Source organism: Pseudomonas sp. Irchel s3f10 (assembly GCF_900187515.1).
Classification (GTDB): domain Bacteria; phylum Pseudomonadota; class Gammaproteobacteria; order Pseudomonadales; family Pseudomonadaceae; genus Aquipseudomonas; species Aquipseudomonas tensinigenes.
In genome coordinates this window covers 767726-785000 of record NZ_FYDZ01000001.1, presented here as the reverse complement: position 1 = coordinate 785000, position 17275 = coordinate 767726, and the positions used below count along the sequence as shown (strand labels likewise).

The window sequence follows — 17275 nt, the reverse complement described above, 5'->3', positions numbered from 1 at the left end:
GGGTGACCTATTGAAAACTTCTGAACCGCTGAACGAGTTGATCACTTTCGCTCGTCAGCATTCGCCGTTCTATGCGAAACATCTGGCAGATGTACCCCATCAAGTAACTTCACTGACGCAACTGCCGCTGATTGAGCCTCTTGCTTATTGGCAAAACAGTCAGTCACTGGATCATTGGCCGGTACTGACCGCGACCCGCGAGCGCGCACTGGTGTTCAAAACCGGCGGTTCGACCAGCGCCGGAAAACTCTCCGTGTATACCCAGCGCGAGTGGCGTCGTTTGGTAACCGAGTTCGGCACAAGCCTCAGCTCGCAGTTCAAACCGGGTGATCGGGTAGCCAATCTGTTCTTCGCCGGCGACTTGTATGCGAGCTTCCTGTTCATCCACGATTCATTGGCGCATGTCGCCGTGAATATCACCGAGTTTCCGTTCACCGGCGACGTCGACTCATGTGTTCTGGCGCAATCGATCGAGCAGCACCGGATCAATGTGCTGGCAGGTCTGCCCGCCCACCTGCTGACGTTCGCCGAATGGCTCAAACGCCGGGAGCAAACAATGCCCGGCATCGACACCCTTCTGTATGGCGGTGAAAGCCTGTTCGCATCGCAGCGCGAACTGCTCGAACGAGCGTTCCCCGATGCGCGCATTGCGTCGATCGGTTACGCCAGCGTCGATGCAGGCTTCATTGGCAGCAGCCAGCGCGACTGTGAGGAAGGCGAGCATCGCATGCATGAGCACCACGCCCTGCTGGAGATCATCGATGAACACTCCGGCGAAGTCATCGAGACCTGCGATCGCACCGGTTTGTTGGTGTTGACCAATCTTGACCGACGCTTGATGCCGTTGATTCGCTACCCGGTTGGCGACCGGGCCTGTTGGCGAGAGCCCCCCGGCGCAGCGCAACGCAAATTCGCCCTGAAGGGCCGGAGCGCCAGCAGTCAACGCGTTCGCGTGGGAATTGTGTCACTGATACCAGAAGACATCGGCCAAATGACCCGAAGCATCGCCGCCAGCGATGACTGGCAACTGGTCATTGAACAGTCCGGGCACAGGGATGTGCTGAAGCTGAGATGGGTGGCGACCGCGCAATCTCCTGCCCCGACCGAGGTCGATCGGCAGCTGAGAACCGAGTTGATCGCGCATTACCCGTTGATCGCGCAACTGCAGACCGATCATCTGTTGGTCCTGCACATCGAGTGCTGCTCGCTTGAGGATCTGCCGCGCCACCCCCGCTCGGGCAAATGCCTGCGCGTGCTCGATCTTCGCTGCTATGGAACGAGGAACAAGGAGGTGCCGGATGGAACCGTTGATTCTGCGTAACTATCGCGACAGCGATGCCGAGGCCGTCAGTGTGCTGTTCCGTCAGGTGTATGGCGACCATTACGTGCAACCCCATGTCTACCTGCCGCACATGATCAGCCAGAACCACGCCGACAAACGCTGGCACTCGCTGGTCGCGGTGACCGGCGAACAGATCTGCGGGCACGCCACACTGTTTCGCGACACCCACTCACCTATCGCGGAACTGGCCCTGAGCGTGGTTCACCCTGATACCCGGGGCCAAAACATTGCCACCCGCCTGGGCCAGCAACTGCTGACTCACGCACAGGCGCTGGGCTGTCACAACGTATCGATCAAGCAAGTGACTCATCATCCGTATACGCAGCGGATGGCCATCAACCTCGGTTTTCAAAACACCGGATTGCTGCCCGATTACGTCCCATCGCCATTCGGCAGCCCGGCGCCAGAGTCGATCGTTGTGGGTTGCCGCATGATTGACGGCTATCGCCGCCCGCTGCCCCGACAGACCTGGCCAGACAGTTGCCGGGACTTCATGCAGCATTTATGTCGGGCTTTCGGTACGCAGGAACGAACCAGTCGCTGGCATGGTGCAGCGATTCGTCTGGAACAACACGCTAATCGTTATGACATGTACCTCAAGCATCTGCGGCCCGTCCTGCTTGAACAGATACGCCAATTGCCCCGGCACTGGCTGATTTCGATCCGGCTCAGACTGTCACAGCAATTTGCCTGGGACCTGAGCAGGCTCGCAGCTGTCGGATTTGTCTTTACCGGGCTGGCACCCGCCGAAGGCAAGGAAGAGGGATGGCTGGCACTGTTTCACCGAGGTTACCGGCTGCGCGGGTTGACACTGCAATGCCCGCACATGCAGCAGTTACATGATCAGGCTCAGCAGCAACTCGCCCTGCACCTGAGCGAAACGCCGCGGTGACTTGAACGCATCGTGGGTCTTGCGAAATGACCCGCGCAATATGAGCGGGTCATTTTCTGTAGCCTCAAGCCTTGGCTTTGATGCCGTCTTTAGGGGGAAGCGGCGCGTTGCCTTCACCATAAGTCTTGAGGTTTTGCAGAACGTAGATCGCTTTTTTGAATTCAGGGATCAGGTTCTTGCCGTACGCGTTGCCATTGAGACCATTATTCTGGATCGCATCGAGCTGAGTCGCGAAATACTCCAGTGCGTTGAATTTGGCATCAATGTCTTTGGTCACGCCGAAACGGTCGAACTTGTCGCCGGCATTCATCAGCGTGAAAGAGGTGATCTCCGAGATCAGCCCTCGGCTGCGCAGCATGGCGCTGAGGTTGCCCATTTGCTTGACCGAGACGTTAGCCGGATCGAAGCCCTTGATATTCTTGCGCAGGCCTTGCTTGTCCATTTCGGCGACATTCAAGGCATTTGGATCGTTACCGACCATGGTGAGCATCTGCTGCACCTTGACACTTTGAGACACCTGTTTCTTCGCGCCGGTATTGCGCACCATCACGCCAGCCTTGCTCTCCCAACCGCCGACAATGCCGATTGTCATGAGAAAACTCCCTGTGAAATAAACATGAAATGTCCTTCGTTGAACCATTCGGATGCCGGGGAGTATCTACCGGCCACGTAATGGCACCAAACCTTTTCATGCATTTTTTTACAATTCTCGTACATTCTCGATACAAACCAGCAATGCCCATGGATGCTGGCTCGCGAGGCGCCCGTTACACGGTTTCGAAAAGATTTTGCGCCCTGACAGACGCGTGAGTCAGCTTCATGTATCAACGCCGATACTGACCAGTCGTCAGCGCGCGCCTTTTTAGTACGCCTGTACCTCAAGCTTCCCGATGTAGCGACGATACGTTAGGGACACCCGCACTGTTTTACCCCGCCCCTAATAAGAATCGCAGCTCAAGGACCGGTTTCCATGCCCGCATTCCGCACTATTCAGGCTCGTTACACGCTGTTTCTGGTTCTGTTCATCCTGTTGCTGTCGGTACTGACCGTGGTCGGCATCAGCCAACTGGTCGCCCCGAAACTGCGCCATACCGAAGAACAGGTAGTCCTCAACCGCATCGCCGAAGTGGCCGAGCAGATTCAGGGCGAGTTGAACAAAGTGCAGGCGCAACAGCGCAGCATCACCCAGACCATCCCGTTACTCGACAGCGCAGCCATCGACTCGGTGTTGCCGGGGCTGGTTGATCAGTACGGCGAGCTGAAAGTATTCGGCGGCGGGATCTGGCCGCTGCCGGGGCAGCGTGAAGCCGGGCGTAACAAATTCAGTACCTTCTGGCACCGCGACGCGTCGGGCAAACTGGCGGTGAACACATTCTGGAACAGCGACGCGGCGCCCAACTATTACGATCAGAGCTGGTACAAGGGGGGCATGGCCACGCCACGCGGTCAGTGCGCATGGGCAGCGGCTTACAAGGACGACGCCAGCGCCGAACCACGCACCAACTGCGCCATGGCGATCCAGAAAAACGGTAACGCCTGGGGTGTTTCGACCATTGACGTGACGCTAGGCTTCTTCAACGACCTGGTGGCTCGCAAGGAAAAAGACCTCAACGCCGAAATGCTCATCGTCGAGGCTGACGGCAAGATCATCAGCAACAGCTCGCGTATCAGCGGCCCCATCGTGCTGAAAAACATCAGTGAACTGGCCGCCAGTTCGACCTTCGCCAGCCAGGTCAAGGCCGGCCTGCAAAACCGCGAGCAGGCGCAACGTGTCGAATTCGACAACGAAGGCCAGGACAGTACTTTTTTCATGCGCCCGATCGAGGGTACGCCGTGGTTCCTGGCGACCGCCCTGCCGACCAAAATGCTCACTGCCCAACGTGACGACGTCCTCAGCACTCTGAGCCTGTTGCAGATTCCGATGGTGATTTTGTTGGTGCTGCTGCAGCTGTATGCGATCCGTCAGTTGGTGCAGCGCATGAAAGCGTTGAAAGCCAACATTGATTTGCTGTCCAGCGGCGATGCCGATCTGACCCGACGCATCACCATCCGCGCCGAGGACGAACTCGGCGCGATCGGACACTCGGTCAATACCTTCATCGCCTACCTGCAAAACATGATCGGCGAAGTCACCCAGGCCACGGGGGCGATGGCGTCGAGCCTCGACAACCTGCAACGCACCTCGGCCCACACCAGCCAGATCCTGCTGCGTCACGCCTCGGAAACCGATCAGACCGTTACCGCCATCACCGAGATGAGTTCAACTGCCGAGAGCGTCGCGCAAAACGCCGCCGAGACCGCTGCGTTTACACAGCGCGCCAACGAAAACGCCGACCGTTCACGGGTGGTCGTGGGCGAGGCGACCAACAGTGTGGTGGCGCTGATCGACGAAGTGGCCAGCGCCACACATAAAGTTGAAAACATGCAACAGGATGCGCAGCGCATCACCGAGATCCTCGGGGTGATCGGCGCGATTGCCGGCCAGACCAACCTGCTGGCCCTCAACGCGGCCATCGAAGCGGCTCGTGCCGGTGAACAAGGTCGAGGGTTTGCCGTGGTGGCCGACGAAGTCCGCGCCCTCGCCGCCCGGACCCAGGCCAGTACGTCCGAAATCAACGAAATGTTGACCCGCCTGACGCAGGGCGTGAGCTCGTCGGTCAGCGCCATGGAAAACACCCAGGCCAGCTGTCAGTCGGCTGCCGACGCCACTGCCCGGGTCAACTCGGGCCTGGATGAAATGGCCGGTTCGGTCAGCCACATCAACAGCCTCAGCACGCAGATCGCCACCGCCGCCGAGCAACAAAGCGCCGTGACCGAAGAGATCAACCGCAGCATGGTGCAGATCCGCCACATGGTCGATGAGCTGGTGCAGAGCGGCAAGGCCAGCGAGCTCAACACCCACCAACTGCTTGAGGCCAATAGCCGGGTGAGCGCGATCATGGGGCGTTTTAAAGTCCGTTGATCTCTGCTTCCCACAAGGGTTTTCTGCCCAACAGATACCCCTTGTGGGAGCGAGCCTGCTCGCGAAAGCAATCTTTCAGTCCCCGCTTCAGTGTTTGAGCTACCGCATTCGCGAGCAGGCTCGCTCCCACCGGTTGGTGCTGCGTTTTGCAACAACTGGAAACATTGCGTTGATGCCAGGCGGGAAAAACCGGTCAAAATGCGTTCTTTTCTGATCGTCAGCCGAGCCGAGAATCCGTTATGCGAACCCATCTGCGTCTGGTCGCCTTGAGCGCCCTGTTCATCTCCTCCCTGGCCCAGGCCGCCGATCTGATCCCGATCGAAGTCCATCGTGACGCCAATTGCGGCTGCTGCAAAAAATGGATCAGCCACCTCGAAGCCAACGGCTTCAAAGTCGAAGATCACGTCGAAAGCGACATGAGCAGCTTCAAGCAACAACATGGCGTTCCTCCGCGTCTGGCCTCGTGCCACACCGCAATCATCAACGGCAAATTCGTCGAAGGCCACGTGCCGGCGGAGCAGGTCTTGGCCCTGAGCAAGCGTGACGATCTGCTCGGCGTCGCCGCACCGGGTATGCCGATGGGCTCGCCGGGCATGGAAATGGACGGCATGAGCGATGCCTATCAGGTCATCGGCCTGAAGAAGGATGGCGCTGACGTTGTCGTGGCGGATTACCCGGCCCATTGATCGGCGCCGCTTACTTCGGGCTGTTCTTTGCCGCGTTCGGTGCAGCGACCCTGTTGCCGCTGCAGTCCGAGGCGGTGCTGGTCGGTTTGATCGTCAGCGAGCGCTACTGGCTCTGGGGCCTGCTCGCGGTGGCAACGCTGGGCAATGTGCTCGGCTCGCTGGTCAACTGGTGGCTGGGCCGTGGCATCGAGCGCTTTCAGGATCGACGCTGGTTTCCGGTCAGCCCCGCGCACATGGCCAGGGCGCGCAAACACTATGAGCGCTACGGACATTGGTCGTTGCTGCTGAGCTGGTTGCCGATCATTGGCGACCCGCTGACGCTGATTGCCGGCGTCATGCGCGAACCGCTCGGGCGCTTCCTGTTGATTGTCACTCTGGCCAAAGGTGCCCGTTATGGCGTGCTGGCCATGCTGACCCTGGGCTGGCTGGGTTGAACGTTCGGGCGCGGGCATTGCCTGTGTTTAACGTCGGCATAATCCAACCGTTCCAGCATCGGCCGATTTCAAACGGAGTTTGACCTTATGTCTGTCACGTTTTCCCGTTGGCTCCCCGGCCTGTTCCTCTGCGCCGCCCTGCCCTTGTCTGCTCAGGCGGCCACGTCAACCGCAGCCGCGCCGGAAGGCCCGGCCTATGGCCCGGAGCTGCAAGGCTTCGAATACCCTTACACGCTTAAACACTTTGCCTTCCAGTCCCAGGGCAAATCCCTGCAGATGGGCTACATGGACGTCGCCGCCCACGGCAAGGCCAATGGCCGCACCGTGGTGCTGATGCACGGCAAGAATTTTTGCGCAGCCACTTGGGACAGTTCGATCAAGGCCTTGAGCGAGTCCGGTTACCGGGTGATCGCGCCGGATCAGATCGGCTTCTGCACCTCGAGCAAACCCGACAACTATCAATACAGCTTCCAGCAACTGGCGACCAACACTCAGCAATTGCTCAAAGCGCTGGGCATTCAGAAAGCCACGCTGCTCGGCCACTCCACCGGCGGCATGCTCGCCACCCGTTACGCCTTGCTGTTCCCCGAGCAGGTCGAACAATTGGCACTGGTCAATCCGATCGGCCTGGAAGACTGGAAAGCACTTGGTGTGCCCTACCGCACCGTGGATCAGTGGTATCAACGTGAGCTGAAAGTCAGCGCTCAAGGCATTCGCGATTACGAACGCACCACTTACTACGACGGCCGCTGGAAACCGGAATTCGATCGCTGGGTGGACATGCTCGCCGGCCTGAGCAAAGGCCCGGGCAAGACCCAAGTGGCGTGGAACTCGGCGCTGATCTACGACATGATTTTCACCCAGCCGGTGTACTACGAGTTCAAGGACTTGAAAATGCCGACCCTGCTGCTGATCGGCACCTCCGACACCACAGCCATCGGCAAAGACCTCGCGCCGCCTGAGGTAAAAGCGAAAATCGGCCATTACGAGGTGCTCGGCAAACAAGTGGCCAAGCTGATCCCGCAGTCGACGCTGGTGGAATTCCCCGGCATGGGCCACGCACCACAGATGGAAGAACCGGCGCAGTTCCACAAGGCCCTGCTCGACTGGCTGAATACATCCAATCCCGTTCGTTGATGAGGTAAGGCTGATGGCGGTGCAGATTGCAGTAATCGATGACTGGCAGGACGTGGCCCGCGATGTGGTCGACTGGTCGGTGCTCGATAGCCTCGGTGAAGTGACGTTCGAGCATGATTACCCGGCCGACAACGCGACACTGGCCGAGCGCCTGGGCCGCTATCAGGTGATTTGCGTGATGCGCGAACGCACGCGGTTCGACGAAGACCTGCTCAAGCGCCTGCCCAATCTGAAACTGCTGGTTACTGGTGGCATGCGCAACGCCGCGCTGGACATGCAGGCCGCGGCAAAACTGGGCATCAAGGTCTGCGGCACTGACAGTTACAAGCATGCGGCACCCGAGTTGACCTGGGCGCTGATCATGGCGGCCACGCGCAATCTGGTGAGTGAGGCCAATTCCCTTCGCGCCGGCCATTGGCAGCAAGGGCTGGGCGGCGACCTGCACGGCAAAACCCTCGGGATTCTTGGTCTGGGCAGCATCGGCCAGCGCGTTGCGCAGTTCGGCCAGGTGTTCGGCATGCGGGTCATCGCCTGGAGCGAAAACCTCACCGCCGAACGGGCTGAACAGGTTGGCGTGACCTACGTGAACAAGCAGCAACTGTTCGAGCAGGCCGATGTGCTGTCGGTGCATCTGGTGCTCAGCGAACGCAGTCGCGGGCTTGTCGATGCGCAAGCGCTGGGCTGGATGAAGCCGACGGCACTGCTGGTCAACACCGCGCGCGGGCCGATTGTCGATGAAGCGGCACTGATCAAGGCCTTGCAGAAACAGCACATTGCCGGCGCCGCGCTGGATGTGTTCGAACAGGAGCCGCTGCCGGCCATGCACCCGTTTCGCACACTGGGCAATGTCTTGGCGACCCCGCATGTGGGCTATGTCAGCCGGCAGAATTATGAGCAGTTCTTTTCGCAGATGATCGAGGATATTCAGGCTTGGGCGGCTGGGGAGCCGGTTCGCCTGTTGAACTGACCCTTTCTGCAAATAGAGGGTGAAGTCACTATTGCTATCGCGAGCAGGCTCACTCCTACAGGTGGAACGCATTTCAAATGTAGGAGTGAGCCTGCTCGCGATAGCGACATAACAGTCACCCCATCAACAAACTGCCCGCACCACAACAGTGCAACCACCCTTCCCGCTAGCACAAAATCGTGACCGGCCAGTCACCGTTTTGGCCCTCCCTCGCAGAAAAACCTGCACTTCGTCGGTGCGTTTACTGATCCAAAGCAAGGTAATTGCCGCCGGCCAACCGATTGTCGAACAATTTACCCATTTGCTCTGGCCCGCTCTAGGATCTGGCCTAGACTGACTTTCGCGGGGTAAAACCGACCAGTCACATTGCCGAAAAAAACTCGAAACTTTTGCGCGCAGCGGCGGGTCATCTGAAAGGCGGGGCCAAAGCGACTGGTGCAATCCTTGCAACGGCCCGTTCACCCATTCTGCTTGCGCGTGTTGGGTAGCGTTTGCTCACCGATGCGTGGCGCGTTTGCGCCCGGCCACAGGACTTGGCCATGGACATCGCTTGTTCAAGACAAGAATCAGATCAACGAGACGGGAGATTCATATGATCAGTGCGGCATTGGATATTCAGGGAGAGCGTGCTCAGCAGGCGGTTGGTGAATCGAGCACCATCAGTGTTCCCGGCAGCCGACAGATCAACGTCCCCGGCACCAAAACGCTGACTCCAGTAGCGAGCCAGAACCCCAACAAGAAAAAAGTGTTGTTTGTCACTTCGGAAATCGCCGACCTGGTCAAGACCGGTGGTTTGGGTGACGTGTCAGCCGCCCTGCCCCGGGCCATGGCTCATCTGCACGACGTGCGCGTGTTGATCCCCGGTTACCCGCAAGTGATGCACAGCGAAAACCCGATTCACATCATCGGCGAACTCGGTGGCCATGCCGCGCTGCCACCGTGCAAGATCGGGCGCATGGACATGCCGGACGGGCTGGTCATCTACGTGTTGATCTGCCCTGAACTCTACGAGCGTGAAGGCTCGCCTTACGGCGCCAACAACGGTCGTGACTGGCCCGACAACCACATTCGTTTCGCCCGTTTAGGTCTGGCCGCTGCCGACATCGCCGCCAACCTCGCGCAAATTCACTGGTGCCCGGACCTGGTGCACGCCCATGACTGGCCGGCCGGCCTCGCGCCAGCTTATATGCACTGGCGCGGGCAGCGTACGCCGACCCTGTTCACCATTCACAACCTCGCCTATCAAGGCGTGACCAGCCTCGGCTCCTGCCCGGAGCTGGGCATTCCCAACCATGCCCTGCAACAGGAAGGCATGGAGTTTTACGGCAAGATGTCGTTCCTCAAGGCCGGCATGGCCTATTCAAGCCATATCACCACGGTCAGCGCCACTTACGCGCAGGAAATCACCACCCCGGATTTCGGCTGCGGCCTCGACGGTTTTCTCGCCGCCAAGACCCAGCAAGGCTTGCTCAGCGGCATCCCCAACGGCATCGATGAAAGTTGGGACGCTGCCACCGATCCGCACCTGTTCGCGCCATTTGCCATCGGTGACTGGGAAGGCAAAGCGGTCAACGCCGCGCACGTGCGTGAGTTATTTGAATTGAATGACTCTGAAGGCCCGCTGTTCGCCGTGGTGTCGCGGCTGGTCTATCAAAAAGGTCTGGACCTGACGATCGCGGTATCCGAGTACATCGTTAAAAACGGCGGACAGATCGCCATCATCGGTCGCGGCGAACCGGAAGAAGAACAAGCCATGCGCGAGCTGGCGCTGCGTTTTCCAGGACAGATCGGCGTGCGTATCGGCTTCAACGAAACCGACGCCCGGCGCATGTTCGCCGGCAGCGACTTCCTGCTGATGCCATCGCGTTACGAGCCTTGCGGTTTGAGTCAGATGTACGCCCAGCGCTTTGGTTCGCTGCCAGTGGCGCGCAACACCGGCGGTTTGGCCGACACCATTGAAAATGGTGTCACCGGTTTCCTCTTCGATGAGTCCACCGCTGAAAGCTATCAAGAGGCCCTGAGCCGCGCGTTCAAGGTGTTCGCCTTCCCCGAACTGCTCAACGCCATGCGTTGCCGGGCAATGGCCGCACCGTTCAACTGGTGCAAAGCGGTTGAACCGTACGCCGAACTTTACGAACAACTGGTGGCCAAGGCGCTGGGTAAAGCGCACCACAAATAATCAGGGAGTTTTCAACGATGCCGTTACGGACCCAAGAGAACTGGCCCCACGGCGCGATCAAGCTGGACGCCGAACACACACAATTTGCGCTGTGGGCACCTGACGCGTTTTACGTAAGCGTTGAATTGGAAGATGGCCAGTCGCTGCCGATGCTGCCCCAGGCAGACGGCTGGTTTGTGATCAAGGCTCGCTGTCCGGCGGGCACGCGTTACCGCTACAACATCGACGGCGAACTGGAAGTGCCCGACCCGGCCTCCAGAGCACAGGATTGCGCCCTCGACCGCCACAGCGTGGTGGTCGATCCGCTGGCTTATCAATGGCGCCACACTGCCTGGCAAGGTCGGCCGTGGAGCGAAGCGGTGATCTACGAGTTGCACGTCGGTGCGCTCGGCGGTTTCGCTGAAGTCGAACAACATCTGGCGCGCCTCGCGGGCCTGGGCATCACCGCCATCGAACTGATGCCGCTGGCGCAGTTCCCCGGCGATCGCAATTGGGGTTACGACGGTGTTTTGCCCTACGCACCGCAAGCCTCCTACGGCACCCCGGAACAACTCAAACACCTGATCGACAGTGCTCACGGCCACGGTTTGGCGGTGATTCTCGACGTGGTCTACAACCACTTCGGCCCCGACGGCAACTACCTGCATCGTTACGCCAAAGGCTTTTTCCGCGAGGACAAACACACACCGTGGGGCGCAGCGATCGATTTTCGCCGCAGCGAAGTACGCGAATTCTTTATCGAAAACGCCCTGATGTGGTTGCTCGAATACCGCTTCGACGGTTTGCGCCTCGACGCGGTGCATGCCATCGAAGACCCGGATTTCCTCACGGAGTTGGCCCAGCGCATTCGCGCGCAGATCGACCCGAGCCGCCACGTCTGGTTGACCGTGGAGAACGAACTCAACCAGTCCAGCCTGTTGGAATACGACTACAACGCGCAATGGAACGACGACGGCCATAACGCCTTGCACGTGTTGCTCACCGGCGAAACCGACGCCTATTACGCCGACTACGCCGCACAACCCACCGAACAATTGGTGCGCTGCCTCAGTCAGGGGTTTGTCTTCCAGGGCCACATCACCCGCCACGGCGAACCGCGCGGCGAGCCTAGCGAACATCTGCCCTCCACCGCGTTCGTGCTGTTCCTGCAAAACCACGATCAGATCGGCAACCGTGCGTTCGGTGAGCGCCTGCATCATCTGGCCGATCCGCGCGCCGTGCAGGCAGCGACCGTATTGTTGCTGCTATCGCCAATGATTCCGTTGATGTTCATGGGCGATGAGTTCGCCGCCGAACAGCCGTTCCAGTTCTTCACCAGTCACCACGGCGAACTGGCGAAACTGGTGCGCGAGGGGCGACGCAATGAATTCGCCGCATTCAGCGCTTTCACCGATCCACACAAACGCGAACAGATTCCCGACCCGAATGCCGAAAAAACCTTCCACGCTTCACAGCCAAGGTTGATCGGCAATGGCAGCGCAAAACAGCAGGAAACCCTCGCGCTGTATCAAAAACTTCTGCAATTTCGCCATCAATACATCATTCCCCATCTGTCCGGCACGCAAGCGCTCGGCGCCCATATGCTCGGTTATGGCGCGGTCAGTGCACGCTGGCGTCTGGGCAATGGCAGCGAGCTGCGAATTGACCTGAACCTCAGCGACACGCCAGTGGTCAACCCTCCACAGACCGAGGCCGTGTGGTTGTTTCAACAGCCACCCAGCGTCGATCTATCGGAATCGGGCGTACTGCCCGCGTATTGCGCGCTTGTCAGCCTCACGGCCGCAACCCCTTTGCAACCTCTGGATGGAGAGCGCCTATGAGCGATGCGCAACTGGAAATACTCGCAAGCCGCGCCGGCCTCGCCGTCGACTGGATCGACGCCAACGGCCGCCCGCAGAAAGTCGCCCCGGCGGTGTTGCGCAATGTCCTGATCGGCCTCGGCCACCCCGCCAGCACGGCGCAGGAAATCGACGCCAGCCTGTTGGAACTGCAAGCCGTGCAACAAGACCGTCACTTGCCGCCGCTGTTGACCGCCGATGTCGGTGTCGGCGTCGATCTGGCGCGTTATTTCGCTCCGCAAACGCCGTGTGAAATTCACCTTGAAGACGGCTCGCGGCTGAACCTGAAACTCGATTCCGAAGCGATATTGCCGGGGCTGATCCCGGTCGGCTATCAACAGGTGCACATCAGCGATCAGTATTTCACCCTGGCCGTGGCCCCGGAGCGCTGCTTCAGCGTCGGCGATGCGGTGGACAATCCGATTCCTCGCGTCTGGGGCCTGAGTGCGCAGCTGTATTCCCTGCGCCGCCCCGGCGACGGTGGTTTCGGCGACACCCAGGCGCTGGAAGACCTGGTGCGCGTGGCGGGTGAACGCGGCGCCGATGCGCTGGCGATCAGTCCGCTGCACGCCATGTTCAGCGCCGACACCGGGCGCTACAGCCCATATTCGCCATCCAGTCGGTTGTTCCTCAATTCTCTTTACGCAGCACCCGGGGCCATTCTCGGTGAGCGCGCCTTGCGTGATGCGATCGACGCGGCCGGCCTGGCCGAGCAGTTCGCGCAACTGGAAGACCTCACGCTGATCGACTGGCCGAGCGCCGCCGACGCCAAGCAAAAGCTCCTGCAAGCGTTGTACGAAGGTTTCATCGCCGGTGACCATCCGCTGCACCCGGACTTCGCCAGTTTCCGTCACGCCGGTGGCGAAGCACTGGAAAACCACTGCCGCTTCGAAGCGATTCAGGAAATGCGCGCCGCCCGTGGCGAAAACCTCGACTGGCGGCAATGGCCGGAACACTGGCACGACCCACGCGGTGCAGCGCTCGAAGCGTTTGCCGAAGAATACGCCGAACGCATTGGCTACTTCGCCTTCTGCCAATGGTTGATCCACCGTTGCCTGGAGCGTGCGCAAACCGCCGCCCGCAGCGCCGGTATGGGCATTGGCCTGATCGCCGATCTGGCGGTGGGTGCCGATGGCGCCGGCAGTCAGGCCTGGAGCTTTCAGGATGAGTTGCTCGCCTCGCTCACCGTCGGCGCGCCGCCGGACATTCTCAATCGCTCGGGTCAGGGCTGGGGCATTTCCGCGTTCTCCCCCGAAGGCCTGATCCGCAATGGTTTTCGCGCCTTCATCGACATGCTGCGGGCCAATTTCGCCCATGCCGGCGGCCTGCGCATCGACCACGTGATGGGCCTGCAACGCTTGTGGGTAATCCCCAATGGCGCCGCCCCGGCCGATGGCGCGTACCTGTATTACCCGGTCGATGACTTGCTGCGCTTGCTGACCCTTGAATCCCATCGTCATCAGGCCATCGTCCTCGGCGAAGACCTCGGCACCGTGCCCGACGGCCTGCGCGAAAAACTCAGCGCGCGGGGGATGCTCGGCATGCGCGTGCTGTTGTTTGAACAGGACAACACTTATTTCAAGCCGATACTCGACTGGCCGGACAACGCGCTGGCGACCACCAGCACCCACGACCTGCCGACACTCAACGGCTGGTGGCATGGCCGCGACATCGACTGGAATGCACGCCTGGGTTTTGTCGATGCCAACGGTGAAATCGAATGGCGGCACCACCGGCAACGTGAGCGCGAAGGCTTGCGCAACGCCTTGAGTCAGGACCCGCAGAATTTCCGCGAGGAGTCCCACGAGGCCGATCAAGTGGTCGATGCCGCTGTGCGTTTTCTCGGCCACACCCGCGCACCACTGGTGCTGTTACCGCTGGAGGATGCGTTGGGCATCAACGAGCAAGCCAATTTTCCGGGCACCATCGACGCCCATCCGAACTGGTCGCGGCGTTTGCCCGGCACCAGTGAAGCACTGCTCGATGACGCCGACGCCGCGCGACGCCTGGAACTGCTCGCCTGTGCGCGTCTTCAGGCTGCCGAGCGTGACCAATGAATCAAACGCTCATTCAGCCTCTGCGCGCGACCTTGCGCCTGCAATTTCATAAAGGCTTCACTCTGGAACAAGCGGTGCCGCTGGTGCCGTACTTTGCCAGTCTTGGCATCAGCCACATTTATGCCTCGCCGCTGCTCGCGGCGCGGGCCGGCTCGATGCACGGCTACGACGTGGTCGACCCAACGCAAGTCAATCCCGAACTCGGTGGCGAAGCGGCGCTGCGGCGCCTGGTCAGCACCCTGCGCGAACACAACATGGGGCTGATCCTCGACATCGTCTCCAATCACATGGCCGTCGGCGGCAACGATAATCCGTGGTGGCTCGACCTGCTGGAATGGGGCCGACTCAGCCCTTACGGCGAGTTCTTCGACATTCAGTGGCATTCGCCGGACCCGTTGATGGAGGGCCAGTTGCTGCTGCCGTTTCTCGGCAGCGATTACGGCGTGGCCTTGCAGGAAGGCACGCTGAAATTGCAGTTCAACGCGCAGACCGGCAGCTTTTACGTCGAGCACTACGATCATCATTTCCCGATCTGCCCGAGTGACTACGGTGAGATCCTCAAACACCAAGAGACGCTGAAATCCCTCGCTGACCGGTTCAGCACGCTCAGTTATCAGACCGATGCACATTCGCTGGCGATGCCACTGAAGGAACAGCTGCGCGAACTGGCGAGCGATCCGCAGACCGTTGAAGCGATTCACAGCAACCTTCAGCATTTCGACTCAACGACCGAAGCAGGCTTCCAGGCGCTGCATCAGTTGCTGGAGCGGCAAAGCTATCGCCTCGCAAGCTGGCGCACGGCAGCAGATGACATCAACTGGCGGCGCTTTTTCGATATCAACGAACTCGGCGGCCTGCGTGTCGAGCGCCCGGCGGTGTTCGAAGCCACCCACGGCAAAATCTTCCAGTTGATCGCCGAAGGCTTGGTCGACGGTTTGCGCATCGACCACATCGACGGCCTCGCCGACCCGCGTGGCTATTGCCGCAAATTGCGCCGCCGGGTTGATCTGCTGGCACCGGGCAGGCACTTGCCGATCTACGTCGAGAAGATCCTCGGCGCCGGTGAAACCCCGCGCCGCGACTGGACGGTGGATGGCACCACCGGTTACGAGTTCATGAATCAGCTGTCGTTGCTGCAACACGACCCGGACGGCGAATACGTCCTCGGTGATCTCTGGCAACGGCGCACCGAACGCCCGGCCGCATTCATCGAAGAAGCGCAACTGGCGCGTCAGCAGATTCTCAACGGCTCGCTGGCCAGTGATTGCGAGAGCGTCGCCCAGGCCCTGCTGCAAGTCGCCCGTGATGACCTGATGACCCGCGACCTGACCCTCGGCGCGATCCGCCGGGTGTTGCACGCGTTGATCGTGCATTTCCCGGTGTATCGCACGTACATCAGCGCCATGGGCCGCTCGGCGCAGGACGAGGTGTTTTTCCAGCAGGCCATGGATGGAGCCCGACGAACGCTGAGCGAAGCCGACTGGCCGGTGCTCGATTGCGTCGCAGGCTGGCTCGGTGGAACGCCGTGGCGGCGCAAACCGCGCGGGCGCTCACGCAAGATTCTCAAGCATGCCTGCGTACGGTTTCAGCAACTGACCTCACCGGCAGCAGCCAAAGCCGTGGAAGACACCGCGTTGTATCGCTCGGCGGTGCTGCTGTCACGCAATGACGTCGGCTACAACACCGAGCAATTCAGCGCCCCGCTCAGCGACTTTCATGCCGTCAATCAGCAACGGCTGAACGACTTCCCCGACAACTTGCTGGCCACCGCCACCCACGATCACAAACGTGGCGAAGACACCCGCGCACGTCTGGCCGTGCTCAGCGAGCGTAGCCATTGGTACGCCGAGCAGATCGAATTGTGGCGCGCCCTCGCCCGTCCCGTTCGGGTTGACGAGCAAATGCCGTCGAGCGGCGATGAGCTGATCCTCTATCAAGCCTTGCTCGGCAGTTGGCCGCTGCAACTGCGCGATGACGATCAGGCCGGGTTCACCGACTACGCCAAACGCATCTGGCAATGGCAGCAGAAAGCCCTGCGCGAAGCCAAGCTGCAAAGCAGTTGGAGCGCGCCGAACGAAGCCTATGAAAACGCCGCACACGCATTCACCGAAAAACTCCTCACCGGTGAAGAAGGCGAACTGCTGCGCGCCGCGCTGAGCAAGACCGTCAACAGCATCGCCGCCGCCGGCGCGCTCAATGGTTTGGCGCAAACCTTGCTGCGCATAACCGTGCCGGGGGTGCCGGATCTGTATCAGGGCAATGAGTTCTGGGACTTCAGCCTGGTCGATCCGGACAATCGCCGGCCGGTGGATTACGCCGCTCGTGAGCACGCACTGGAGGAGCCATTGCCACCTGTGGAGTTGCTGGCGAACTGGCGTGACGGGCGCATCAAGCAAGCCTTGATTGCGCAAGTGTTGAACCTGCGTGTCGAGCACGCCGAGCTGTTCCGCCGGGGCAGCTACCAAGCCCTGGAAGTGCTCGGCAGTCAGGCGCACAACGTGCTCGCGTTTGCCCGTGAGCACGAGGGCAAGCAGGCCATCGTGATCGTGCCGATCCGTTGCGCAACCCTGCTGGAAAACGGTGCTGTACCTCAGGTCGATGCGCTGCGCTGGGGCGATACGCGAGTGGTTATACCGTTCGCCGCCTCTGCGACAAACCTGAAGGGACTTTTTTCAAGCAGCGCAGTCACAAAAAACAGGGAGCTGAATATCAGCGACGCGCTGGGGGATGTCCCGGTCAATCTCTTTATCCAACACTTAACGTAAGCATGAGTTCAGTTCA

11 protein-coding genes and 2 pseudogenes are annotated in these 17275 nt (G+C 60.3%); 12 read left to right on the top strand and 1 reads right to left on the bottom strand.

Annotated elements, in window-relative coordinates:
• Positions 1–10 precede the first annotated feature (10 nt).
• Entirely contained in the window at positions 11–1321 is a 1311-nt protein-coding gene (locus tag CKW17_RS03680) for a phenylacetate--CoA ligase family protein (protein ID WP_095118750.1), read from the top strand.
• Positions 1299–2234 (top strand): GNAT family N-acetyltransferase, encoded by a 936-nt coding sequence (locus CKW17_RS03675; protein ID WP_095118749.1) that lies wholly within the window; start codon positions 1299–1301, stop codon positions 2232–2234. Before CKW17_RS03680 ends, CKW17_RS03675 begins: the two co-directional genes overlap by 23 nt.
• Positions 2235–2298: 64 nt before the next feature.
• Here CKW17_RS03675 and CKW17_RS03670 read toward each other — a convergent pair whose 3' ends face one another.
• Positions 2299–2826: a hypothetical protein gene (locus CKW17_RS03670; RefSeq protein ID WP_095118748.1), complete on the bottom strand. Its 528-nt coding sequence runs from the start codon at positions 2824–2826 to the stop codon at positions 2299–2301.
• Between the two features lie 378 nt (positions 2827–3204).
• Between CKW17_RS03670 and CKW17_RS30705 the strand changes: the two are divergent.
• The 10 genes and pseudogenes from CKW17_RS30705 to CKW17_RS03625 all read left to right on the top strand — a co-directional run.
• A pseudogene (locus CKW17_RS30705) lies at positions 3205–4335 on the top strand (cache domain-containing protein); the annotation flags it as partial.
• A 333-nt stretch (positions 4336–4668) separates the two neighbouring features.
• Positions 4669–5196, top strand: a pseudogene (locus tag CKW17_RS30700) (methyl-accepting chemotaxis protein); the annotation flags it as partial.
• A 239-nt stretch (positions 5197–5435) separates the two neighbouring features.
• Positions 5436–5882, top strand: a complete 447-nt coding sequence (locus tag CKW17_RS03660; protein WP_077572718.1) for a DUF411 domain-containing protein — start codon at positions 5436–5438, stop codon at positions 5880–5882.
• Positions 5882–6316, top strand: coding sequence for a YqaA family protein (locus CKW17_RS03655; RefSeq protein WP_095119026.1), 435 nt, complete (start codon positions 5882–5884; stop codon positions 6314–6316). Before CKW17_RS03660 ends, CKW17_RS03655 begins: the two co-directional genes overlap by 1 nt.
• An 87-nt stretch (positions 6317–6403) precedes the next feature.
• Positions 6404–7453, top strand: coding sequence for an alpha/beta fold hydrolase (locus CKW17_RS03650; protein ID WP_095118746.1), 1050 nt, complete (start codon positions 6404–6406; stop codon positions 7451–7453).
• A gap of 13 nt (positions 7454–7466) precedes the next feature.
• Entirely contained in the window at positions 7467–8420 is a 954-nt protein-coding gene (locus tag CKW17_RS03645; protein ID WP_095118745.1) for a D-2-hydroxyacid dehydrogenase family protein, read from the top strand.
• A gap of 592 nt (positions 8421–9012) precedes the next feature.
• Complete coding sequence (gene glgA / locus CKW17_RS03640) at positions 9013–10599, top strand: glycogen synthase GlgA (RefSeq protein ID WP_095118744.1); 1587 nt, start codon at positions 9013–9015, stop codon at positions 10597–10599.
• Positions 10600–10616: 17 nt separating this feature from the next.
• Complete coding sequence (treZ, locus tag CKW17_RS03635; RefSeq protein ID WP_095118743.1) at positions 10617–12419, top strand: malto-oligosyltrehalose trehalohydrolase; 1803 nt, start codon at positions 10617–10619, stop codon at positions 12417–12419.
• Entirely contained in the window at positions 12416–14494 is a 2079-nt protein-coding gene (gene malQ / locus CKW17_RS03630) for a 4-alpha-glucanotransferase (protein WP_095118742.1), read from the top strand. The genes treZ and malQ overlap by 4 nt, the downstream gene beginning before the upstream one ends.
• The gene (locus tag CKW17_RS03625) at positions 14491–17259 is read left to right on the top strand and encodes a malto-oligosyltrehalose synthase (protein ID WP_095118741.1); all 2769 of its coding nucleotides are present in this window, start codon (positions 14491–14493) and stop codon (positions 17257–17259) included. Before malQ ends, CKW17_RS03625 begins: the two co-directional genes overlap by 4 nt.
• Positions 17260–17275 lie beyond the last annotated feature (16 nt).